Origin of the sequence: Micromonospora sp. BL4 (assembly GCF_003667505.1) — a bacterium.
In the GTDB taxonomy this organism is placed as follows: domain Bacteria; phylum Actinomycetota; class Actinomycetes; order Mycobacteriales; family Micromonosporaceae; genus Micromonospora.
Genome location: NZ_RCVJ01000104.1, coordinates 1 through 22,593, shown reverse-complemented (window position 1 = coordinate 22,593; position 22,593 = coordinate 1). Strand labels below are relative to the sequence as shown.

The following is a 22,593-nucleotide window of genomic DNA, read 5'->3' as shown; positions in this document are numbered from 1 at the left end:
GGTGCCACCGAGGTCGGACGAGCCGCGCCGGGATCCCAAGGGGTCCCGGCGCGGCTCTTCACGTGACAGCGGACCCGTCGACGGGGAGCCGCGCCCCGGCGAGCCGGGTATCGGTGGTATCTCCGGCGCCCGCGCGTACACCCCGCGGGGCCGGACGGTGCGCGAGGAGCGCGGCACTCCGCCGCGCAGCGGGGGCGCCGAGCAGCGGCGTACCCCGCGCAGCACCCGTTCCGGCGACCCGTTCCGGCCGGCGTTGCAGGTGCTCGACGGCGGCCGGGCGGCCGCCCGTTCGGGCCGGCGGGACGCCCCGGCGGCGGGACGCGGCGGGGTCGTGCGCACCGTCGCGCCCCGGACTCCGCGCGGCCCGGCCGGCGACGAGCCGCCCGCGCGCCGGCGGACCACGCCGCGCGCGCCGCGCCGCGGCGACCGACCGGCGGCCCGCCGGCCGTCCCGTAAGCCGCCGCGACCGCCGAAGCTGGCCGACCCGCGGCTGCGGCTGCGGCTCGGGACCGCGCTCACCCTGACGCTGTTCGCCGTGATCGGGATCCGGCTCATCTTCCTTCAGGCGGTGGACACCCCGGCGTACGCCGGCGGCGGCGTCGCCGACCGGACCCGCACGGTCGAGCTGCCGGCGCCGCGCGGCGCGATCTACGACCGCACCGGCGAGCCGCTGGCCCACAGCGTCGAGGCGCGGTACGTGTTCGCCGACCCGACCGAGATCGAGGACTCCGCCGCCACCGCGAAGGCGCTCTCGCCCCTGCTCGGCATCCCGGTGTCGCGGCTGACCGAGCTGATGAAGCCCCGCAAGCTGGAGAACGGCAACCCGTCCCGGTTCGAGTACCTGGCCCGGGGGGTGGAGATCCCGACCGCCAAGCAGGTGGTGGCGCTCGAGCTGCCCGGCATCGGGGTGCACCGCGACGAGCGCCGCGAGGTGCCCGGCGGCGACCTGGCGGCCAACCTGATCGGCTTCACCAGCCAGGACATGGTGGGGCTGGAGGGGTTGGAGGCCCGCTACGACGAGCAACTCGCCGGGCAGGACGGCAAGCGGGTGTACGAGGCCGGCCTCGGTGACCTCGCCGCGCCGATCCCGGGCGGCTACAGCCGGACCACCCCGGCCAAGCCGGGCAGCTCGATGGCCCTCACCATCGAAGGTGACCTCCAGTTCCGCACGCAGCAGATCCTCAGCGCGGGGATGGCGCAGCAGCGCGGCGGCACCGCCGCGGCGGTGATCATCGACGTGCCCACCGGCGAGGTGCTGGCCCAGGCCAGCGAACCCACCTACAACGCGGCGAAGCCGATCCCGAGCGACCCGGTCGCCCGGGAGGACGCCGCGACCAGCTTCGTGGTCGACCCCGGCTCGGTGCACAAGGCGATCACGTTCGGCGCGGCGTTGCAGGAGGGGGTCATCACCCCGGACACCACGCTGCCCATCGCGAACAGCATCAAGATGGGCGACACCTGGTTCTCCGACACCCACCCGGCCAACGGCAGGCGGATGAGCGTGCCCGGGATGCTCGCGTACTCGTCGAACGTCGGCACCATCACGATCGCCGACAAGCTCGGCCCGGACCGGTTGATCGACTACCAGAAGCGGTTCGGGCTCGGCCAGCCCACCGGCGAGGGGCTACCGGGCGAGGCCAGCGGGCGGCTGCTGCCGGCCGACGAGTGGAGCGAATCGTCGTACGGGTCGGTGCCGATCGGGCACAGCGTGGACGCCACGCCGCTGCAGATGGCAGCCGCGTACGCCGCCATCGCCAACAACGGCACGTACGTGCAGCCGCACCTGGTCAAGGAGACGATCGGCCCGGACGGCAAACGCACTCCCGCGCCGGCCCCGGTGACCCGCTCGGTGCTCAGCCCGCAGAACGCGGCGGCCCTGCGCACCATGCTGGAGGCCGTCACCACGGTCGACAACGCCACCGGCGTGACCGCGGCGGTACCCGGTTATCGGGTCGCCGGCAAGACCGGCACCGGCTGGCGGCTGGTGGACGGCAAGAAGCAGCCCGGCGAGGTGTCCTCGTTCATCGGCATGGCCCCCGCGGAGAAGCCCCGGTACGTGATCGCGGTCTTCGTGTACGCGCCCGGCGGCGGGGGTGCGGCGATCGCCAATCCGGCGTTCCGGAGCATGATGCAGTTCACGCTGCGTCACTACCGCGTACCGCCGTCCACCGGCGGTTCGGCGCCCAAGTTCGTGGTCTATCCGCGCTGACCAGCGACGGCGGGACATCATCGGTGAGTGCCGAAGAACCACCGGGGCGGCTGTGCGGCCGGAACCGTGCGACCGGGTAGGGTCTGACGCCGTGCCCGGCAATCCACGTCCACGTACCGTGACCGGAGTCCGGCTCGGTGATCTCGCCGTCCGGCTCGCCGTCGACCTGCCGGCGGACGCCGCCGGAGTGGTCGTCACCGGGGCGACCCACGCCAGCCAGGAGGTCCGCCCCGGCGACCTGTACGCGGCGCTGCCCGGCGCGCGCCGGCACGGCGCGGAGTTCGCCGCCGGCGCCGCCGAGGCCGGCGCGGTGGCCCTGCTGACCGACCCGGCCGGCGCCGAACTGGCGGCGGGGACCGGCCTGCCCGTCCTGGTGGTGCCCGACCCCCGTGCGGCGCTCGGCGAGCTGGCCTCGGCCGTCTACGGCGACCCGACCGAAGGCCTGACCGTGATCGGCGTGACCGGCACCGCCGGAAAGACGTCCACCGCCTACCTGGTCGAGTCGGGGCTGCGCGCCGCCGGGCACACCACCGGGTTGATCGGCACCGTGGAGACCCGGCTCGGCGACCTGGTGATCGACAGCGTGCGCACCACCCCGGAGGCGACCGACCTGCACGCCATGCTGGCCACCGCCCGCGAGCGGGGGGTCACCGCGGTGGTCATGGAGGTCTCCAGCCACGCGCTGGCCATGGGCCGGGTGGGCGGTGTGCGGTTCGCCGTCGGCGGCTACACCAACTTCGGCTCCGACCACCTGGACTTCCACGCCGACAGCGCCGACTACTTCGCCGCCAAGGCGCAGCTCTTCGACGGCCGGTGCGCGGTCGAGGTGCTCAACCACGACGACCCGGCGCTGGCGCCGCTGTACAAGCCGGCGACGGTCAGCTACTCCGCGGCCGGCGACCCGGCCGCGACCTGGTGGGCCGACGATGTGAGCGGCGAGGGGTACGCCCAGCGGTTCACCGCGCACGGCCCGGACGGGGTGGTCCTGCCCACCGGGGTGGCGCTGCCCGGGCGGCACAACGTCGCCAACGCGCTGCTGGCCATCGCCGCGCTGGTGGGCGCCGGGGTGGATCCGGCGACCGCGGCGGACGGCGTGGCCGCCTGCGGCGGGGTGCCGGGCCGGCTGGAGCTGGTGGACGTCGCCGGGCCGGTGCGCGGGGTGGTCGACTACGCGCACAAGTCGGACGCGATCGTGGCCGCCCTGGCCGCGCTGCGTGAGCTGAGCGCCGGCCGGTTGATCTGCGTGATCGGCGCGGGCGGGGACCGGGACCGGGGCAAGCGGCCGGTGATGGGCGCCGCCGCGGCGGAGGGGGCCGACGTGGTGCTGGTGACCGACGACAATCCGCGTACCGAGGACCCGGCGGAAATCCGCGCCGAGGTGCTCGCCGGGGCGTACCGGGCCGGCACGGCCGCCCGGATCATCGAGGTGGCGGGCCGCCGGGCCGCGATCGACGAGGCTGTCCGGCTGTCCGCGCCGGGCGACGTGATCGCGCTGCTCGGCAAGGGCCACGAGCGCGGCCAGGAGGTGGCGGGCGAGGTGTTCCCGTTCGACGACAGCATCGAGCTGGCCGACGCGCTGCGGGCCCGCTTCGGGGACCTGGCGGGTCAGCGGTGATCGCGCTGAGCCTGGCCGAGGTGGCCGCGGCGGTCGAGGGGCGGCTGGTCGCCGTCGACCCGGCCGCCACCGTCACCGGCCCGGTCGAGTTCGACTCGCGCAAGGTGGGGCCCGGGGCGCTCTTCGTGGCCTTTCCGGGGGAGAAGGTCGACGGGCACGACTATGCGGCGGGGGCGATCTCGGCCGGCGCGGTGGCCGTGCTCGGCACCCGCGAGGTGCCCGGCGTGCCGATGGTGCTGGTCGGCGACGCGCTGACCGCGATGGGCCGGCTGGCGCGCGCGGTGGTGGACCGGCTGCCCGGGCTGACCGTCATCGGCCTCACCGGCTCGTCGGGCAAGACCACCACCAAGGACCTGATCGGCCAGCTCACCGCCCGGCTCGGGTCCACGGTGGCGCCGCCCGGCTCGTTCAACAACGAGCTGGGGCACCCGTACACCGCGTTGCAGGCCGGGCCGGACACCCGCTACCTCGTGCTGGAGAAGGGCTCGCGCGGGGTGGGGCACGTGCGCTACCTGTGCGAGATCGTCCCGCCGCGGATCTCCGTGGTGCTCAACGTCGGAACGTCGCACATCGGTGAGTTCGGCTCGCAGGAGACCATCGCCGTGGCCAAGGGGGAGCTGGTCGAGGCGCTGCCGCCGGACGGGCTGGCGGTGCTCAACGCCGACGACCCGCGGGTGGACGCGATGGCGAGCCGCACCCGGGCCCGGGTGGTCCGCTACGGCGAGGCCCCGGACGCCGACGTGCGGGCCGAGGACGTCACGCTCGACGATCGCGGACGCCCGTCGTACACCCTGGTCGTCCCGGAGGGGCGCGCGCCGGTGCGGCTCGGGCTGACCGGCCGCCACCAGGTGTCGAACACCCTCGCCGCGGCGGCCGTCGCCCGGGAGCTGGGCATGCCGCTGGCCGACCTGGCCACGGCGCTCGGCGAGCTGGGGTTGGTCTCCACCCGGCGGATGGACGTCTTCGACCGCCCCGACGGGGTGACCGTGATCGACGACTCGTACAACGCCAACCCGGCGTCGATGTCGGCGGCGCTGAAGGCGCTCGCCACACTCGGGCGGGGTCGGCGTACCGTCGCGGTGCTCGGCTACATGGCCGAGCTGGGCCCGTTCGAGCGGGACGGCCACGCTGAGGTCGGCCAACTCGCGGCCGAGCTGGGTGTCGACCGGCTGCTCGTGGTGGGCGAGCCGGCTGCGCCGATTCATGAGGGCGCGACAGCGGTAGGGAACTGGGGAGGAGAGTCGGTGCTGCTCACCGATCAGGCGGCGGCCGTCGAGGTGCTGCGGGGCGAGCTACGGCCGGGCGATGTCGTCCTGGTCAAGGGCTCCCGGTACCGGACGTGGGAGGTGGCCGACGCCCTGCGCGCCGACGCCACCACCGGGAACGGAGCTACCGCGTGAGGGCGGTGATCGTCGCCGTCGGGGTGGCCTTCCTCGTCTCGCTCTTCTGCACCCCGATCGCGATCAAGGTGTTCACCCGGCTCAAGGCCGGCCAGCCGATCCGGGCCGAGGGCCCGGCCATGCACCAGACCAAGAAGGGCACGCCGACGATGGGCGGCGTGGTCTTCATCCTGGCCACGGTGATCGCGTACGTGGCCGGGCACCTGGCCCTGACCACCCTGCCGGACGCGCAGATCGCCCAGGTCGAGCCGACCATCACCGCGCTGGTGCTGCTGGGGCTGATGGTCTTCTCCGGTGCGGTGGGCTTCCTCGACGACTTCCTCAAGGTGCGCAAGCGCAACAGCGCCGGGCTGAACAAGCGCGGCAAGCTGCTCGGCCAGATCCTGGTCGGCGCGGTCTTCGGCGTGGTGGCGCTGTACTTCCCGAGCACGATGACCGACGCGTCGGGCGCGGTGACGAACACCGAGACGGTGGGCAGCACCACGCTGAGCTTCATCCGGGACATCGACGCCCTGGAGGTCAGCAAGATCGGCGCGGTGATCATCTTCATCTTCGTGGTGATGGGCGCGACGAACGGGGTGAACCTCACCGACGGCCTGGACGGTCTGGCCACCGGCGCCTCGGTGATGGTGCTCGCCGCGTACGCGTTGATCGCGTTCTGGCAGTACCGGCACTGGTGCGCCGACCCGAGCTACACCCAGGACTACTGCTACGCGGTCCGCGACCCGCTGGAGATCGCGCTGATAGCCGGGGCGGCGGCCGGGGCCTGTGTGGGCTTCCTGTGGTGGAACACGTCCCCGGCGCGGATCTTCATGGGCGACACCGGCGCGCTGGGTCTGGGCGGCCTGATCGCCGGCATGGCGATGTCCACCCGCACCATCCTGCTGCTGCCGATCATCGGCGGGCTCTTCGTGATCATCACGATGTCCGTGGTGATCCAGATCATCTCCTTCCGGACCACCGGCAAGCGGGTGTTCCGGATGTCGCCGTTGCAGCACCACTTCGAGTTGGCCGGCTGGAGCGAGGTCAACATCGTGGTCCGGTTCTGGATCATCGCCGGCATCGGGGTGGCCATCGCGCTGGGCCTGTTCTACAGCGAGTTCCTCGCCAACATGACCTGACCGCACCCCGTCCGGGCAGGTCACCGTCCTGCGGTGAGCACGTGCTGAGAAGTAGGTGTCAGGGCCTTCGCCGACCTGCTGCTCAGCACGTGCTCACTGGCCCCCGCGCGACGTCGGGTGTTCGGGCCGCGATGTGCACCCCGGGGCGAAGCCCGACACGCCCGGTACGTCGTTGTCGGTCCGTCGGTGGGTCGAGCGGCAATGATGTCCCGGTGGGGGAGGAACCAGGCACCGAGGACAGGGCAGCCGGTCGACCGCGACGGTCACCGGGCGGGGCGCGTACCGCGGAGGCCGGCGTGTCGCCGGACGACACGCGCGGCCCCGAACCGGGTGCGGCGCCGCGCGAGGCGGAACCGGGGCCGCCGGCGCCGTTGCGCGGGCTGGACGCGGCCGGCGGGCTGGCGGCGCTGCGCGGCCTGCTGGACCGGCCGCTGGCCTCCTACTACCTGCTGCTGTCCAGCGCCGGCCTGCTGCTGCTGATCGGGCTGACGATGGTCTTCTCGGCGACCAGCGTCAAGGACTACGCCGAGGACGGCAACGCCTCGGCCTCGGTGACCAAGCAGGCCATCTTCGCGGTCATGGGCCTCGTCGTGTTCTGGGCCTGCCAGCGGCTGCCCGCCAGCACCTACCGGTCGTTGGGCCAACCCCTGCTGATCACCTCGGTGGCGCTGCTGGTGGTGCTGAACCTGCTGGTCGCCTACGCCCGGCTCACCAGACAGCGGTCGGTCGGGTTCGGGCCGGTGGAGGCGCGACTGAACTGGCTGTTCGTGGGCGGGATCCAGCTCCAGCCCTCCGAGCTGGCAAAATTCGCGCTGGTCCTGTGGGGCGCGCACCTGATCGCCCGCAAGGGCGCTGCCCTGGGCTGGTGGCGGGAGTTGGCCACGCCGCTCTTCCCGGTGATCGGGCTGCTCTTCGTCCTGGTCGGTTACAACGACACGGGCACCATGCTCTGTCTGCTGGCCCTCGTGGTGGGTCTGCTCTGGGCCGCCGGCGTCCGGATGCGGGTCTTCGGCGTGTTGACGGTGGTCGGTCTGCTCGGCGTCGGCCTGCTCGTCGCGGTGGCATCGCTGGGCGCCGGCTCCGGCGAGCAGGGCGAGGAGAACTACCGCTTCGCCCGGCTGGCCATGTTCTTCAACCCGCCGGACCCGGAGAAGTGCAAGCTCGACGGTTGCCTCCAGTTCTACCAGGGTCGACTGGCCATCGAGCACGGCGGCTGGTTCGGCGTCGGGCTGGGCAAGAGCAGCCTCAAGTGGGACTGGCTGCCCGAGGCGCACAACGACTTCATCTTCGCGATCATCGCCGAGGAGCTGGGCGTGATCGGCTGCGTGGTGGTGCTCGCGCTCTTCGCGGTGCTCGCGTACACCGGGCTGCGGATCGCCCGGCGGGTCGACGACCCGTTCCGGCGACTCGCGGCCGCGGCGGTCACCACCTGGCTGGTGAGCCAGGCCGTGATCAATATCGGTGGGGTGGTCGGGCTGCTGCCGATCACCGGCCTGCCGCTGCCGTTCATCTCCGACGGCGGAAGTGCCCTGGTCGTGACGTTGGCCGCGATCGGCATGCTGGCGTCCTTCGCCCGCGCCGAACCCGATGCGGCCAGAGCACTGCATGCCCGTCCGCCGGCCCGGTGGGTCCGACTACTCTGGGCCCCGTTGCCGCCGCTTCCCGGCCGGCGTCGCCGACCGGCGACGCCACCGGCTGGCCGAGGGTCCGTGCCCCGGTCCCGGGAGCGGCGCCAGGATGACCAGGCCGCACCGCGCGGGGTCCGGCAGGACCGGAGCCGCAAGGGTACGGCGAGCGAGAGGAGACGCTGATGGGTCCGCTGCGTTCGGTGGTGCTCGCGGGAGGTGGCACCGGGGGGCACGTCTACCCGCTGCTCGCCTTCGCCGACTGCCTGCGCCGACACGACCCGGGCGTCCGGATCACCTGCCTCGGCACACCACGCGGGATGGAGAACGAGCTGATCCCGCCGCACGGCTACGACCTGCGGCAGATCCCGGCGTACCAGCTGCCCCGGTCGGTCAACATGAACCTGGTCCGCACCCCGGGCCGGATGTGGACCGCGGCCCGCGCCGCGGGCAAGGTGATCGACGAGGTGCGCGCCGACGTGGTGGTCGGCTTCGGCGGGTACGTCTCGGTGCCGGCCTACCTCGCCGCCTGGCGCCGGGAGCTGCCCATGGTGATCCACGAGGTGAACGTGCCGCCGGGGGTGGCCAACCGGCTGGGCATGAAGTTCACCAAGAACGTCGCGGTCGGGTTCCCACACCAGCCGAGCCAGGCCGAGGCACTGCGGGACGCCACCGTGGTCGGCGTGCCCCTGCGGCGCAGCATCGCCGGGCTGGACCGGTACGCGCTGCGCAACGCCGCCCGCGCGCACTTCGGGCTCCGCCCGGACCTGCCGGTGCTCTTCGTCGCCGGCGGCTCGTCGGGCGCCCGCTCGATCAACCTGGCGGTGTCCGGGGCGGCCAAGGAGTTGGCCCGCAACGGCGTGCAGGTGCTGCACGTGATGGGCGCCCGCAACGAGCCGGTGCCGATCCCCACCGACCTGCCGGTGCCGTACGTGACTCTGCCGTACCTGTCGGAGATGGAGCTGGGCTACGCCGCCGCCGACCTGATGCTGGGCCGGGGCGGGGCGATGACCTGCGCCGAGGTGGCCGCGATCGGGTTGCCCACGATCTACGTGCCGTACCCGCACAGCAACCAGGAGCAGAAGCGCAACGCGCTGCCCGTGGTGGAGGCCGGCGGCGGGCTGCTGGTCGACGACGCGGAGCTGACCCCGGCCTGGCTGGAGCGCACCGTCATCCCGCTGATCCGTGACCCGCAGCGGCTGTACGCGATGGGCGCCGCGGCGTCCGCGTACGGGCGGCGCGACGGTGACGAGGCGCTGCGCTCGTTCGTCATCGAGGCGGTGGCCCGATGACCGCGCAGTTCACCCCGGCCGGCACGCTCACCGCCGAGGACCTGGGCGCCGTTCACCTGATCGGAGTGGGTGGGGTGGGCATGCTCGGCGTGGCCCGGCTGCTGCTCACCCGGGGCATCCGGGTGTCCGGCAGCGACCTGCGTGAGTGGCCCTCACTGGCGGGGCTGCGGGCGCTCGGCGGCACCATCTACCTCAGCCACGAGGCGACCAACCTCGACGGCGTGGACACCGTCGTCTACTCCTCGGCCATCTCGCAGGACCACCTGGAGCTGGTCGAGGCCCGCCGGCGCGGTCTGCGGGTGCTGCACCGCTCCGAGGCCCTCGCGGCGGCCATGACGGGCCGCCGCGCGATCGCGGTCGCCGGCACCCACGGCAAGACCACCACCACCTCGATGGTGACCATGGTGCTCCAGCAGGCCGGGGTGGACCCGTCCTTCGTGATCGGCGGCGAGATCTCCGAGGTCGGTTCGGGCGCCCACCACGGCACCGGCGAGCACTTCGTGGTCGAGGCGGACGAGAGCGACCGCTCGTTCCTCATCTACCGCCCGTACGTCTCGATCATCACGAACGTCGAGGCGGACCACCTGAACACGTACGGCGACTACGCGACGCTGGAGGCCGCGTTCGTCGAGTTCGCCCGGCTCACCGACCCGGACGGGTTCATCATCACCTGCGCCGACGACCCCGGTGGGCGGCGGCTGGCGGAGACCCTGCGCGCCGAGGGGCGGCGGGTGCACACGTACGGCGAGGCGGCCGACGCCGACCTGCGGCTGACCGAGATCGTCTCGTCCGCGCGCGGGGTGCGCTATCTGGCCGCGATCGACGGCCGGTCGCTGGGCGAGTTCCGGCTGCCGGTGCCGGGGCGGCACATGGGCCTGAACAGCGCCTCCGCGGTGCTGACCGCGTACCTGCTGGATCTGCCGCTGCCGGCGGCGGAGGCCGCGCTGGCGGTCTTCCCGGGTGTGCGGCGGCGCTTCGAGCGCAAGGGTGTCGCGGACGGCGTGCTGGTCTACGACGAGTACGCCTACCACCCGACCTCGATGACGCTGGCGTTGCAGACGCTGCGCGAGGTGGCCGGGGAGGGGCGGCTGATCGTGGTCTTCCAGCCGTACCGGCTGTACCGCACCCGCGACTCCCAGGCGGAGATCGCCGAGGCGCTGGCCATCGCCGACGAACTGGTGCTGCTGGAGGTCTTCGGGCCGGGCGAGCTGCGCCAGCCCGGTGAGGGCTCGGCGGCGCTGATCGAGGCGGTGGCGCTGCCCGCCGACCGGAAGGTCTTCGTCGACTCCTGGGAGGAGGCGCCGGTCGAGGTGGTCCGGCGGGCCCGCCCGGGGGACGTGGTGGTGACCATGGGCGCCCCGCCGATCTCGCTCATGGGTGACGAGCTGCTGGCCGGCCTGCTGGCGCGCGCCGGCTCCGCGCCGCCCGCGATCGTCGACCCGGTGGCCACCGCCCCGGCGGTCGGTGGTCCGGTGCCCGGCGGGGCCACCGCCGGTGGCGACGGAGCGGCCCTCGGTGGCACCGCCGCACCGGACGGCGCGGCGCCTCCGGCCGGATGAGTCCCGGCCCGGCCCGAGGGCGGACCAGCGCCGCCGACGGCGGCGCTCCGCGACGTGGTCCGGTCCGGCGCTGGCAGCTGGTCCGGGCCGGCCGCGACGCCGTGCCACCGTCGACCCGCCGGTTCATGGCCCGGGCGCGCCAGCGCCGGATGCGCGCGGCGCTGCCGTGGGCGGTGGCCGCCGGAGTTCTCGCGCTGGTCGGGCTGGTCGCCTGGACGGTGCTCGGCACGGGGCTGTTCGGGGTGCGCGAGGTGAAGGTGGAGGGCGCCGCCCTGGTCACGCCGGTGCAGGTGCGCGATGCGGTCGGGGTGCCGGACGGGGTGCCGCTGGCCCGGGTGGACCTGGCCGCCGCCGCCCGTCGGGTCGGTGCGTTGGCGCCGGTGGAGCGGGCCACGGTGTCCCGGGACTGGCCCGGCGCGCTGGTGGTCCGGGTGACCGAGCGGACTCCGGTGGCGGCGGTGCCGCAGGGGGAGGGCCTCGCCCTGATCGACCGGACCGGGGTGGCGTTCCGGACGGTCGCCCGACGCCCCGCCGAGCTTCCGGTGGTGAAGGTGGCCCGGCCGGCCGCCGACGATCCGGGCACCCGGGCCGCGCTCGAGGTGCTCGTCGCGCTGACCCCGGAACTGCGCGCGGAGCTGGTGGACGTGAGCGTGGAGGGGTTGGCCCGGATCAGCCTGCGTTTGCGCGGTGACCGGACGGTGGTCTGGGGCGACGCGACCCGGAGCACGGACAAGGCGCGAGTGGCCACCGCGCTGCTCGGCGAGGACGCCGACCGGATCGACGTGAGCGCGCCGGACGTCGTCACCTTCCGCTGACCGAGGGGCGTGCCGCGAGGTGCGGAAAGGTGACTCGTTGCGCTCCGGGCGGCGACACGCCGGTCGGGTCCTTGGCTCATCGCGCGGCGGCGCTTACGTTGCCCCGAAGAGGATCAGTGGTTGACATAACTGTAAGCCTCTAGTAGAGGGTGAGGGTTCAGCTCTGATCCTCGCTGGTGACAGCTGTCGTCGGCCGCTGGTCTGGCCACGCCGTAGCCGGTCGGCCGAAGCCAATCTCGAAGGAAAGGACCGGAGATGACACCTCCGCACAACTACCTGGCGGTCATCAAGGTCGTCGGCATCGGGGGCGGCGGCGTCAACGCCGTCAACCGGATGATCGAGGTTGGGCTCAAGGGCGTCGAGTTCATCGCGATCAACACCGATGCCCAGGCGCTGCTGATGAGTGACGCCGACGTCAAGCTCGATGTCGGCCGCGAGCTGACCCGGGGGCTGGGCGCCGGCGCCAACCCGGACGTCGGCAAGAACGCCGCCGAGGACCACCGGGACGAGATCGAGGAGGTGCTCAAGGGCGCCGACATGGTCTTCGTGACCTGTGGCGAGGGCGGTGGCACCGGCACCGGTGGCGCGCCCGTGGTGGCGAACATCGCCCGCAAGCTCGGCGCGCTGACCATCGGCGTGGTGACCCGGCCGTTCTCCTTCGAGGGCAAGCGCCGCCAGGTGCAGGCCGAGTCCGGAATAGACGAACTCCGCAACCAGTGCGACACCCTGATCGTCATCCCGAACGACCGGCTGCTGGCGCTGGGCGACCGGGGGATCAGCATGATGGACGCGTTCCGCACCGCCGACCAGGTGCTGCTCTCCGGCGTGCAGGGCATCACCGACCTGATCACCACCCCGGGTCTGATCAACCTGGACTTCGCCGACGTCAAGAGCGTGATGAGCGGCGCCGGCAGCGCGCTGATGGGCATCGGCAGCGCCCGCGGCGAGAACCGCGCGGTCGAGGCGGCCGAGGCGGCCATCTCCAGCCCGCTGCTCGAGCAGAGCATGGACGGCGCGCGCGGGGTGCTGCTCTCCATCGCCGGCGGCTCCGACCTGGGCCTGTTCGAGATCAACGACGCGGCCCAGCTGGTCACCGACGCGGCCCACCCGGACGCCAACATCATCTTTGGCGCCGTGATCGACGACGCGCTCGGCGACGAGGTGCGGGTGACGGTCATCGCGGCGGGCTTCGACGGGGGCGCGCCGGCGTACAAGGCGGCCGAGCCGGCCCGTAAGACCAACACCAACCAGCCGGCGGCGCAGAGCGCCCCGGTCCCGGCGCCGGCCACCATGCCGGCGCCGACCCAGTCGCCGCGCCGGGTGCTCTTCGACGACGTCGACGTGCCCGACTTCCTCAAGAACGGGTCCTGAGCACCGCCGATGACCGACAGCTCAGCCACGGTACGACCGGACCGGCGCGCCGAACTCGCGGCCGGCCTGGCCCAGGTTCGGGCCCGGATAGCCGACGCGTGCGCCGTCGCCGGCCGGGATCGTGCCGACGTCACGATGATCGCGGTGACCAAGACCTACCCGGCCGGCGACGTGCTGGCGCTGGCCGGGCTCGGGGTGACCGACGTGGGGGAGAACCGCGACCAGGAGGCGGCCGGCAAGGCCGCCGAGGTCGCCGCGGCCGGGGTGAGCCCGCGCTGGCACTTCATCGGGCAGTTGCAGCGCAACAAGGCCCGCTCGGTGGTCCGGTACGCCGACGTGGTGCACTCCGTCGACAGTGTCCGGCTGGCCCGGGCGTTGGGCACCGCGGCGGCCGGCCGGGAGCGACCGCTGGACGCCCTGGTCCAGGTGAGCATCGACGGCGACCCGGCCCGGGGTGGCGCGTTGCCGGGCTCGGCCGACCCGGGCGTCGGGTTGGAGCCGGTGGCCGAGGCGGTGGCCGACTCGCCGACGCTGCGGCTGGCGGGCCTGATGGCGGTGGCGCCGCTGGGTTGGGCGCCGGAGCGGGCCTTCGCCCGGCTGGCCGAGGTGGCCGAGGCGTTTCGCTCGGTCCATCCGGGAGCGGTCGCGTTGTCCGCCGGAATGAGCGGCGACCTGGAAATCGCGATCCAATACGGCGCGACACATGTCCGCGTCGGTAGCGCGTTGCTCGGAATGCGCCCCACGCTGCGGTAGCCTGACCGCGAGAGAAGCAAATTACATCAGTGTTGTTTCAGGAACGGCGTCTCCTAGTCGGGGGTCGTGGCGCGTGACGCGAATCGCGCGCCAGGGAGATTGCCGTTCCGGTCCGATGGGCATGGTTGTCCACTCGCGACGGGCGACATGGCACGGGGGCGCGTGCCGCACGGCGGACGGAAGGGCGCGGGATGGGTGCACTGCGCAAGGCGGGGGTCTGGCTCGGTCTGGTCGAAGAGGACGATGAGCGGGCCTACGACGACGGTGGCTACGACAAGGGTGGCTACCGCGACTCGCGTTACCGGCAGAGCCGGTACGCGGAGGAGTTCGCCGACGAGGACGACGACGACACCGAGGAGCCGCCGGCTCCACGGCCACGGTCCAGCGAGCGGGGTCGGCTCTCCGAGCGCTCGAACGGGCGGGTCGGCGAGTCCGACCGGGGCGACGGCGAGCGTCCGGAGCGGGTCGAGCGGTCCAGCGTCCGGTCGATCACCCGGTCGTCGGCGGGCGAGACCTCTGGCGCGCTGACCTACCACACGCGGGACAACCTGGCCCTCGCGCCGCAGGTCACGGCACGTGAGCGGGCGATGCCCGAGGAGGAGCAGCGTTACCAGATCACCACGCTGCACCCGACCACGTACCGCGAGGCGCGCACGATCGGTGAGCACTTCCGCGACGGGGTCCCGGTGATCATCAACCTCACCGAGATGGATGAGGCCGATGCCCGCCGTCTGGTTGACTTCGCCGCCGGTCTGGCGTTCGGGCTGCGCGGTACGATCGAGCGCGTGACCAATCGGGTGTTTCTGCTCTCACCGGCCAATGTCCAGGTCACCGCGGAGGACAAGGCCAAGATCGCTGAGGGCGGCTTTTTCAGTCTGAGTTGATCGCCCGACCCGAGGGACGTCGCTGACCGTGTTGTCGATCTTGCTGCAAGTGTTGTACCTGATCCTTTATGTCTTCCTGCTCCTTCTTCTGTCCCGGTTTGTGCTGAGCGCCGTCCTTCAGTACGGCCGCCGGTGGCAGCCGGGGCGTGGGGCATCGGCAGGACTGGAATCCGTGTGGAGCGTCACTGATCCCCCTCTCAACGCGTTGAGGCGTGTGATCCCTCCGCTGCGAATTGGTACCGTGAGCATCGACCTGGCCTCCCTTGTGCTCCTGGTTATCCTGTTCGTGCTGATGGAGTTCGTGTTAGGGCCGTCGATCAGGGCATCTGCCTGATGACCGACGCGCTTTCGCGGCCGCAACTGACCCGAGGAGTTTCGATGCCGCTGACCCCGGCCGACGTACACAACGTCGCCTTCAAAAAGCCGCCGATCGGCAAGCGGGGGTATGACGAGGAGGAGGTCGACGCTTTCCTGGACGAGGTTGAGCGCGAGCTCGCCCGTCTCATCGAGGAGAACAACGAGCTGCGCGCCCAGGTGGAGCGCGGCGGCCGTGGCGGTGCCCCCGCCGGCCCCGGCGGCGACGCCCGACTCGCGGCGGAGCTCAACGACGTCAAGGCACAGCTGGACCGGGTGCAGCGCGACAAGGCGGCGGCCGAGCAGGCCGCCCGCGCCATGCAGTCCGAGCTGGAGCAGGTCCGCGCGACCGGCGGCCCCGGCGCGGTCACCGGTGACGGTGAGCAGCAGGCCCTGCGGGTGCTGATGATGGCCCAGCGCACCGCCGACGACCACGTGTCCGACGCGCGCCGCGAGGCCGACCAGCTCCTGTCCGAGGCCCGCAGCAAGGCCGAGGAGGTGACCCGCGAGGCTCGCGCGAAGGCCGACGCCCTGGAGCGGGACGCCCGCCAGCGGCACCAGGAGGCCATGGGCGGCCTGGACGCCAAGCGCACGGCCCTGCAGAAGCACATCGAGGAGCTCAAGCAGTTCGAGCGCGAGTACCGCACCCGGCTCAAGGCGTACCTGGAGAGCCAGCTGCGGGACCTCGACGGTCGCGGCCAGGGCCTCGAAGCCGAGATGACCCGCTCCGAGGCGGGCCGGGTCGCCGGTGGCAACGGGCTCGCCGCCGCGGGTCTCGCCGGTTCGTACGGCGGCGGGCGCTCCGGCGCCCTCGAAGCCGGACGCTGAGCACCGGCCGGCGATCGCTGTCCGCAGATGGTGACGGTCGCCGGCCCCGGCTGGACGGTACGAAGCGGCGGGGGTGAGCCGTGATAGTCGCGAGTCTCCTGCTCATCCTCGTCGCGGTGGTGTTACTGGTGCTCGGCCTGGCCGGTGGCTCCAGCTTCATGTTGATCATCTCCATCGCGGCCAGTCTGCTGGCCGCCGTGGCGTTGGTGGTGGGCGCCCGCCAGGCAGCCGCCAACCGCGGCACGGCGGAACCCGGCCGGCGGAGCCCCGGAGCGCCCCGCACGGCCAGCCAGGCTGGACCGGGCTTCGCGTACGGGCCACCGCTGGTCGAGCCGGAAGTGCCGGTCCAGCACGTGCCCACGACGGTCGGTACCGGCGGCACCGGGTGGCGGCAACCACCCGAGCCGCCGGCCGACCAGGGGCCGCCGTTCGTGGCCCCGACCGATCCCGCCTCCGACCACGCCTCGTCCGGTCAGGCGTCGCCCTTCGCGGCGCCGGCCGACGAGGCGTCTCGCGTCGGTCCGTCGGCGGCCGACGTCCCGGCGGACGAGGAGCCGGCCGCGCAGCCGGTCACCCCCGCCGAGGCGGCCCGGGTGGCCCGGCTGCCCGATCCTGTGCAGGTGGTCGACGGTCGGCCCCGCTACCACCTCGCCAGTTGCCCGCACCTCGTCGGCCGGGCGTCCGAGACGCTGCCGGTCGCCGAGGCCGTCGAGCTCGGCTTCACCCCGTGCGCGGACTGTGCGCCGGCCACCGCCCTGCTCGCCGACGCCCGGCCGATCTGAAGCGGCGCCCGTGCCCGCGCAGGACACGCTCACCGTGGCGGTACGGGTGAAGCCCGGCGCCTCCCGGGACCGGGTCGGTGGTCGCTTCGACGGCCCGCACGGCCCGGCGCTGGTGATCGCGGTGCACGCTCCGGCCGTGGACGGTCGGGCCACCGAGGCCGCGCGCCGGGCACTGGCCGGCGCGTTGGGCGTCCGGCCGGCCGCGGTGTCGCTGCGTACCGGCGCGGCCAGCCGGGACAAGCTCTTCCTCGTCGACCGTCCCGGCCCGGAGTTGTCCGAGGTGCTGCGCCGGCTGCGCGACGGATCCGCGGGGTGAGGAGCGCCCGGGTCAGGGCCAGGGACGTCGACACAGGTCCTCGGCAACCGTGACGCCCGGGCTGGATATCGCGCTGCTGCTCGGCGCGGGGGTGCTGTTGGTGGCGGTCGGCGCGGTCCGGCTCTCCACCCGGCTCGGGGTGCCCAGCCTCCTGGTCTACCTGGCGCTGGGCGTGGCGATCGGCGAGTCGGGGCTGGGCATCCGCTTCGACGATGTCGAGCTGACCCGGACCCTCGGCTTCTGCGCGCTGATCGTGATCATCGCGGAGGGTGGCCTGACGGCCCGGTGGAGCACGTTGCGGCCGGTCCTCGGCCTGTCCGCCGCACTGTCCACGGTGGGCGTGGCGGTCAGCATCGTGGTGGTCGGCGTGGCCCTGCACCTGCTGCTCGGCCTGGACTGGCGGCTGGCGCTGCTCTACGGCGCGGTGCTCTCGTCCACCGACGCGGCCGCCGTCTTCGCGACCCTGCGCCGGCTGCGCCTGCCGCCCCGGCTGGTGGCGACCCTGGAGGCCGAGTCGGGCATGAACGACGCCCCGGTGGTGCTGCTGGTGGTGCTGCTGTCCCACGAGGGCTGGGCGCACCCGTGGTGGTACGAGGCCGGCCTGGTCGCCTACGAGCTGGGCGTCGGGGCCGCGGTGGGCGCGGGCGCCGGTGTCGCCGGGACCTGGGCGCTGCGCCGCGCGGCGCTGCCCTCGGCCGGGCTCTACCCGATCGCCGCGGTGGGGATCACGGTGCTGGCGTACGCGGCGGGGGCCGTGCTGCACGCCTCGGGGTTCCTCGCCGTCTACGTCGCCGGGGTGCTGCTGGGCAATGCCCGGCTGCCGCACCGGCAGGCGATCCTCGGTTTCGCCGACGGGCTGGCCTGGCTCGCCCAGATCGGTCTGTTCGTGCTGCTCGGGCTGCTGGCCTCGCCGGGCCGGCTGGACGCGGCGGTGCTGCCGGCGGTGGTCGCGGGGCTGGCGCTGGTGTTGCTGGCCCGGCCGCTGTCGGTGGTCGTCTCGGCGCTGCCGTTCCGGGTCGGCCTGCGCGAGCAGGTGTTCCTGTCCTGGGCGGGGCTGCGCGGGGCGGTGCCGATCGTGCTGGCCACCATTCCGCTCTCCGAGCGGGTGCCCGGCGCGGAGCGCCTCTTCGACGCGGTCTTCGTGCTGGTGGTGATCTTCACGCTGGTGCAGACCGGGACGCTCGGTCCGCTCTCGCGGCGGCTGCGGATCGCCGCGCCGGCCGAGGCCACCGAGATCCACGTGGAGACCGCGCCGTTGGAGCGGATGCGGGCCGACCTGCTGCAACTGGAGGTGCCGCCGGGCTCGCGGTTGGCCGGCGTGCACGTCGACGAGTTGCGCTTGCCGCTGGGCGCCTCGGTCACCCTGGTGCTGCGGGACGGGGTGGGCTTCGTGCCCGCTCCGGACACCCGTCTGAAGACCGGCGACAGCCTGTTGATCGTGGCCACGGGCGGTGTGCGGGACGCCGCCGAGCGCCGGCTGCGGGCGGTCAGCCGGCGGGGTCGGCTGGCCCGGTGGTTTGGTGAGTACGGGGATGAGGCGGAGCTTTGATCTGCTAGCGTTCCCTTTGCCCCAGTTAGGCAGGGATCGGGGCTGTTAAGCGGTGCGACGGTGCGGCACGTTGTCGGACGCCTGTACGCACCGTATTCTTGCCAACCTCCGGAGTGCGCGGCCATCGTCGCCGTGCGCCCCTTTTCGTACATAGGGGACGCCCTGGTCGGCGCCCCCTGACCAGGCGCCGCGGACCACGCGGTTCCGCGGCCGAGGGAGCGACCCATGGCGAAGCCAGCCGACACCAGGACCGCCAGCCGCAAGCCGGTGGTCAAGGCCACCCGCAGCGCGGCGGAGACCGAGAAGATCCGGGCGGCCTTGGCGGCGCGGCGGGACGAGCTTCGCGCCGAGTACGATCAGACGCTGAGCGAGATCACCGAGCTGCAGCGCGATCGGCTGACCGACTCGGCCGGGGACGACCAGGCCGACACCGGCACCAAGACGCTCGAGCGGGAGCAGGAGATCTCTCTCGCCAACAGCATCCTGGAACGGATCACGCAGGTCGAGCGCGCTCTCGAGCGCCTCGACGAGGGTGGTTACGGCTGGTGTGAGCGGTGCGGCAACCCGATTCCGGTCGAGCGCCTCGCCGCCTTCCCGTCGGCGACCCTCTGCGTGACGTGCAAGCAGCTGGAGGAGCGGCGCTGAGGTCCGCTCCCCGGCGGCGATGAGACGGTGAGCGATCACCGCCGAGACTGTCGATGGGGAGCGCATGACCGCAGCACCGTCCGCCGAACCCGGCCGCACCGACCCGGGCGGCGACAAACGCCGGCCGAGGGCCGTCGCGATCCTCGCCGGGGTCGCCCTGGTGGCCCTGCTGGCCGACCTGGTCACCAAGCACCTCGCACTGGCCACGCTGACCGACCGGGAGCCGGTCCGGCTCCTCGGCGGGCTGGTCTACTTCAGCCTCACCCGCAACAGCGGCGCCGCGTGGAGCATCGGCGCCGACCACACCTGGATCTTCCCGCTGATCACCATCGGCGTGGTCGGCTGGATCGTGTGGATGGCGCTGCGGCTGCGTTCGCTGCCCTGGGCGATCTCCCTCGGCCTGGTGCTCGGCGGCGCGCTGGGCAACCTCGTCGACCGGATCTTCCGGGCGCCCGCGCCGTTCCACGGGCACGTGGTCGACATGATCAGCCTCTTCGACCCGTACGGCCAGGTCTGGCCGGTGTTCAACCTGGCCGACAGCTCGCTGGTCTGCGGCGTGCTGCTGGCCGTGCTGCTGGAGCTGACCGGCCGCCAGCGTGACGGCCGGCGGGTCGGTCGCGACGGCCACCCCGTCGATGCCAGCGCCACCCAGGGCGCCGACCAGCGGGAGCGGGCGTGACCTCCGCGTTCGCCGCCGGCGGCGACCACCGCTCACTGCCCGTGCCGGACGGGCTCGACGGGATGCGCCTGGACCAGGCGGTGGCCCGGCTGTTCGGGCTCTCCCGCACCGCCGCCGCGGCCCTGGTCGATGCCGGGGACGCGCTGGTCGACGGCGCCGCACGGCCCAACTCGCACAAGGTCAAGGCCGGCTCCTGGCTGGAAGTCACGCTTCCCGCGCCGGTCGCACCACCGACCGTGGTGCCGCAGGCGGTGCCGGGTCTGCGGGTCGTGTACGCCGACGACGACATCGTGGTGGTGGACAAGCCGGTCGGCGTGGCCGCGCACCCGAGCCCGGGCTGGACCGGCCCGACGGTGATCGGCGCGCTCGCCGCGATCGGGCACCGCATCTCCACCAGCGGCGCGGCCGAGCGGCAGGGCGTGGTGCACCGGCTCGACGTGGGCACCACCGGGATCATGGTGGTGGCCAAGAGCGAGCAGGCGTACACCGCGTTGAAGCGGGCCTTCAAGTACCGCGAGGTGGACAAGGGCTACCACGCGGTGGTGCAGGGGCACCTGGACCCGCTGCGGGGCACCGTCGACGCGCCGATCGACCGGCACCCCACCCACGACTACCGCTGGGCCGTGGTCTCCGGCGGCAAGCCGAGCATCACGCACTACGACACGCTGGAGGCGTTCCCGGCGGCGAGCCTGGTCGACGTCCGCCTGGAGACCGGCCGGACCCACCAGATCCGGGTGCACTTCTCGACCATGCGGCACCCCTGTGTGGGCGACCTCACCTACGGCGCCGACCCCACCCTCTCGGCCCGGCTCGGGCTGGCCCGACAGTGGCTGCACGCCCGCGAGTTGAGCTTCCTGCACCCCCGAACGGGGGACGAGGTCCGGTTCGTCAGCGACTACCCTGACGATCTGAACCGCGCGCTTCAGATCCTGCGTGACTGAGCGGCGACCGCCCGACACCGACCCGACGAGGGGATCCCGCCCGTGCGCGCCGGCGACCTGCTGCGGCAGCTGGACCAACGGCTGCTGCCGCCGCTGACCCGGGCCGTGGCCCGGCTGGGTGACCGGTCGTCGCGGTCCGGGGTGCTCACCTGGGCGGCGGTGCTCTCCTCGGCCGCGGTGCTGGGCACCGCGGTCTGGGCCACCGACGACGCTCCGGTCGGCGACCGGACGGTGGGCGAGGTGACCCGGGTCGGGGTGGTCGACGGCGACTCGGTCCCCGGCTACCTGCGGTCCGCCGCGGCCGACCTGGCCACGCTGCCCACGGCGGCCCCGGTCGCCGGCGAGGGGACCTACGCCCTGGTCACGCTGGACGCCTACCTGCCGCCGCAGCGACTGGCGGCGGTGCTCGGCGACGTGTCGGTCTCGACGGTGTTCGGGCGGGTGCCGCTGCCCGGCCGGCAGACCGAGATCGTCAAGATTCCCGCGCTGCGGGTGCCGGACGACGTGGTCGCCGGGATGGCGCAGGTGGCTGTCCGCAAGGACACCGAGGCCGCGGACTACCGGACGAGAGCCGCCGCGGTGAGCGGCGACGACGCGGACGAGCGGGAGCTGCGCGAGCGGTACGCCAGCGGCGCGGACGTGGCGGCCGCCGAGGCGGCCGCGTACCGCGCCGGCTGCGCCTGCGTCTACGCGGCCGTGGTGCGGGCGGCGCCGGTGGCCCTGCGCGGCGTGGCGAGCCGACCGGACGTGCGCGCGGTCGACCCCGCCCCCGAGGTGTACCGGCTGGACCGCACGGTCTTCACGCCGCCACTGCCCGAGCAGCAGGACGTGGTCCGCCCGCCGGCCGACACCGGGCCGAGCGCGGAGGCGACCCCGACGGCGGCGGTCGAGCCGACGCCCGTCGCGCCGGCACCCTCGGCGTCGATGGGCGAATCGTCGGAACCCGCACCGGTCGTGACGACCCCGTCACCCGCGCCGTCGCCGACCGGGCCCACCGAGGTGGCCACGCCGAGCGTCACCACCTCCCCGGACGCCACCGACGCCGGGCCGCCGACACCCTCGCCGTCGTGATCTGCGCCGGGTGGTGTGCATGCCGTGGTGTGGTCCGAATAGGGTTTCCTTCGTAGCCTGTCAGACGGAGATCGATGGCGCTGGGAGGGCGGGCCGTGGAGGGCAGTGAGACCGGCTGGGGCCGGCCGGCCGAACCAGCGCCGAGGTGGAGGGCGCTGCTGGACCGCGCCCGGCACGGCGCCCGCGCCCCCGAGCAGGCCGAACCCGACCGGCGAGCCGACGAGCCGCCGCCGGATCCGCTGCCACGGCGCGCGGCCCCCAACGGCTACGCCGGGCGGGCGTCGGCCATCGGGCATCCCGCCGAGCTGTCGTACGGCGCGGAGCCGGGTTACCGGGCCGAGGCGACCTACCGGGTCGACCCCGCCTACCGCGCCGAGCCGGGTTACCGGCCGGAGCCGGACTACCGGGCCGAGCCGGGCTACCGGTCGGAGCCGGACTACCGCGCCGAGCCGGGCTACCGGGCCGAGCCGGGCTATCGGGGCGAGCCCGGTTACCGGGGCGAGCCGGCGTATCGGGCCGAGCCGGTGTACCGCGCCGAGCCGGACTACCGCGCCGAGCCGGCGTACCGCGCCGAGCCGGACTACCGGGCGGAGCCGGCGTACCGGGCCGAACCCGAGCCGGAGCCGCCGTCCCGCCGGGCCGAGCCGGTCGAGTCGCGCTACGCGCTGCTGGACAACGGCTACCGGCACGGCAGCGCGCCGGTGGAGTCCCGGTACGCGCTGCTGGAGACCGGTTACCAGCCGGAGACCGGCTATCCGGCGTCGCCGCCCCCACCGGTCACGCC

20 protein-coding genes and 1 pseudogene are annotated in these 22,593 nt (G+C 73.6%); all 21 read left to right on the top strand.

Going from position 1 to position 22,593, the window contains the following annotated elements; translation table 11 throughout:
• Position 1 precedes the first annotated feature (1 nt).
• Positions 2–2,209, top strand: coding sequence for a penicillin-binding protein 2 (locus EAD89_RS10010; protein WP_121675515.1), 2,208 nt, complete (start codon positions 2–4; stop codon positions 2,207–2,209).
• A 52-nt stretch (positions 2,210–2,261) separates the two neighbouring features.
• Entirely contained in the window at positions 2,262–3,824 is a 1,563-nt protein-coding gene (locus EAD89_RS10005) for a UDP-N-acetylmuramoyl-L-alanyl-D-glutamate--2,6-diaminopimelate ligase (protein ID WP_199733462.1), read from the top strand.
• A complete protein-coding gene (murF, locus tag EAD89_RS10000) occupies positions 3,821–5,224 on the top strand; it encodes a UDP-N-acetylmuramoyl-tripeptide--D-alanyl-D-alanine ligase (RefSeq protein WP_121675513.1) in 1,404 nt (467 codons plus the stop codon). The genes EAD89_RS10005 and murF overlap by 4 nt, the downstream gene beginning before the upstream one ends.
• Positions 5,221–6,345 carry a phospho-N-acetylmuramoyl-pentapeptide-transferase gene (mraY, locus tag EAD89_RS09995; protein WP_121655010.1) on the top strand — a complete coding sequence of 375 codons (1,125 nt, stop codon included), beginning with the start codon at positions 5,221–5,223 and terminating at the stop codon, positions 6,343–6,345. Before murF ends, mraY begins: the two co-directional genes overlap by 4 nt.
• A gap of 398 nt (positions 6,346–6,743) precedes the next feature.
• The gene (locus EAD89_RS09990; RefSeq protein ID WP_368666349.1) at positions 6,744–8,156 is read left to right on the top strand and encodes an FtsW/RodA/SpoVE family cell cycle protein; all 1,413 of its coding nucleotides are present in this window, start codon (positions 6,744–6,746) and stop codon (positions 8,154–8,156) included.
• Positions 8,156–9,262, top strand: coding sequence for an undecaprenyldiphospho-muramoylpentapeptide beta-N-acetylglucosaminyltransferase (gene murG, locus EAD89_RS09985; RefSeq protein ID WP_121675512.1), 1,107 nt, complete (start codon positions 8,156–8,158; stop codon positions 9,260–9,262). The genes EAD89_RS09990 and murG overlap by 1 nt, the downstream gene beginning before the upstream one ends.
• Positions 9,259–10,821, top strand: a complete 1,563-nt coding sequence (gene murC / locus EAD89_RS09980) for a UDP-N-acetylmuramate--L-alanine ligase (RefSeq protein WP_121655008.1) — start codon at positions 9,259–9,261, stop codon at positions 10,819–10,821. Before murG ends, murC begins: the two co-directional genes overlap by 4 nt.
• Complete coding sequence (locus tag EAD89_RS09975) at positions 10,818–11,636, top strand: cell division protein FtsQ/DivIB (RefSeq protein WP_121655007.1); 819 nt, start codon at positions 10,818–10,820, stop codon at positions 11,634–11,636. The genes murC and EAD89_RS09975 overlap by 4 nt, the downstream gene beginning before the upstream one ends.
• A gap of 255 nt (positions 11,637–11,891) precedes the next feature.
• Positions 11,892–13,007, top strand: a complete 1,116-nt coding sequence (gene ftsZ, locus EAD89_RS09970; RefSeq protein WP_089019751.1) for a cell division protein FtsZ — start codon at positions 11,892–11,894, stop codon at positions 13,005–13,007.
• Positions 13,008–13,016: 9 nt separating this feature from the next.
• On the top strand, positions 13,017–13,760 hold the full coding sequence (locus EAD89_RS09965; RefSeq protein WP_121655006.1) for a YggS family pyridoxal phosphate-dependent enzyme: 744 nt from the start codon (positions 13,017–13,019) through the stop codon (positions 13,758–13,760).
• Between the two features lie 191 nt (positions 13,761–13,951).
• Positions 13,952–14,644 carry a cell division protein SepF gene (locus tag EAD89_RS09960; RefSeq protein ID WP_121655005.1) on the top strand — a complete coding sequence of 231 codons (693 nt, stop codon included), beginning with the start codon at positions 13,952–13,954 and terminating at the stop codon, positions 14,642–14,644.
• Positions 14,645–14,672: 28 nt separating this feature from the next.
• The gene (locus tag EAD89_RS09955; RefSeq protein ID WP_030334503.1) at positions 14,673–14,978 is read left to right on the top strand and encodes a YggT family protein; all 306 of its coding nucleotides are present in this window, start codon (positions 14,673–14,675) and stop codon (positions 14,976–14,978) included.
• 44 nt (positions 14,979–15,022) lie between these two features.
• Complete coding sequence (locus tag EAD89_RS09950; protein ID WP_074318798.1) at positions 15,023–15,826, top strand: DivIVA domain-containing protein; 804 nt, start codon at positions 15,023–15,025, stop codon at positions 15,824–15,826.
• Between the two features lie 80 nt (positions 15,827–15,906).
• Positions 15,907–16,608, top strand: coding sequence for a hypothetical protein (locus EAD89_RS09945; protein ID WP_121675511.1), 702 nt, complete (start codon positions 15,907–15,909; stop codon positions 16,606–16,608).
• 10 nt (positions 16,609–16,618) lie between these two features.
• Positions 16,619–16,924, top strand: a complete 306-nt coding sequence (locus EAD89_RS09940) for a DUF167 domain-containing protein (RefSeq protein ID WP_121675510.1) — start codon at positions 16,619–16,621, stop codon at positions 16,922–16,924.
• A gap of 49 nt (positions 16,925–16,973) precedes the next feature.
• Positions 16,974–18,473 carry a potassium/proton antiporter gene (locus EAD89_RS09935; protein ID WP_121675509.1) on the top strand — a complete coding sequence of 500 codons (1,500 nt, stop codon included), beginning with the start codon at positions 16,974–16,976 and terminating at the stop codon, positions 18,471–18,473.
• A 225-nt stretch (positions 18,474–18,698) separates the two neighbouring features.
• On the top strand, positions 18,699–19,118 hold the full coding sequence (locus EAD89_RS09930; RefSeq protein ID WP_121655001.1) for a TraR/DksA C4-type zinc finger protein: 420 nt from the start codon (positions 18,699–18,701) through the stop codon (positions 19,116–19,118).
• A gap of 64 nt (positions 19,119–19,182) precedes the next feature.
• On the top strand, positions 19,183–19,797 hold the full coding sequence (gene lspA / locus EAD89_RS09925; RefSeq protein WP_121655000.1) for a signal peptidase II: 615 nt from the start codon (positions 19,183–19,185) through the stop codon (positions 19,795–19,797).
• Positions 19,794–20,738 (top strand): RluA family pseudouridine synthase, encoded by a 945-nt coding sequence (locus tag EAD89_RS09920; RefSeq protein WP_121654999.1) that lies wholly within the window; start codon positions 19,794–19,796, stop codon positions 20,736–20,738. Before lspA ends, EAD89_RS09920 begins: the two co-directional genes overlap by 4 nt.
• 42 nt (positions 20,739–20,780) lie before the next feature.
• A complete protein-coding gene (locus EAD89_RS09915) occupies positions 20,781–21,809 on the top strand; it encodes a hypothetical protein (RefSeq protein WP_121675508.1) in 1,029 nt (342 codons plus the stop codon).
• Between the two features lie 74 nt (positions 21,810–21,883).
• Positions 21,884–22,593, top strand: a pseudogene (locus EAD89_RS09910) (ATPase); the annotation flags it as partial.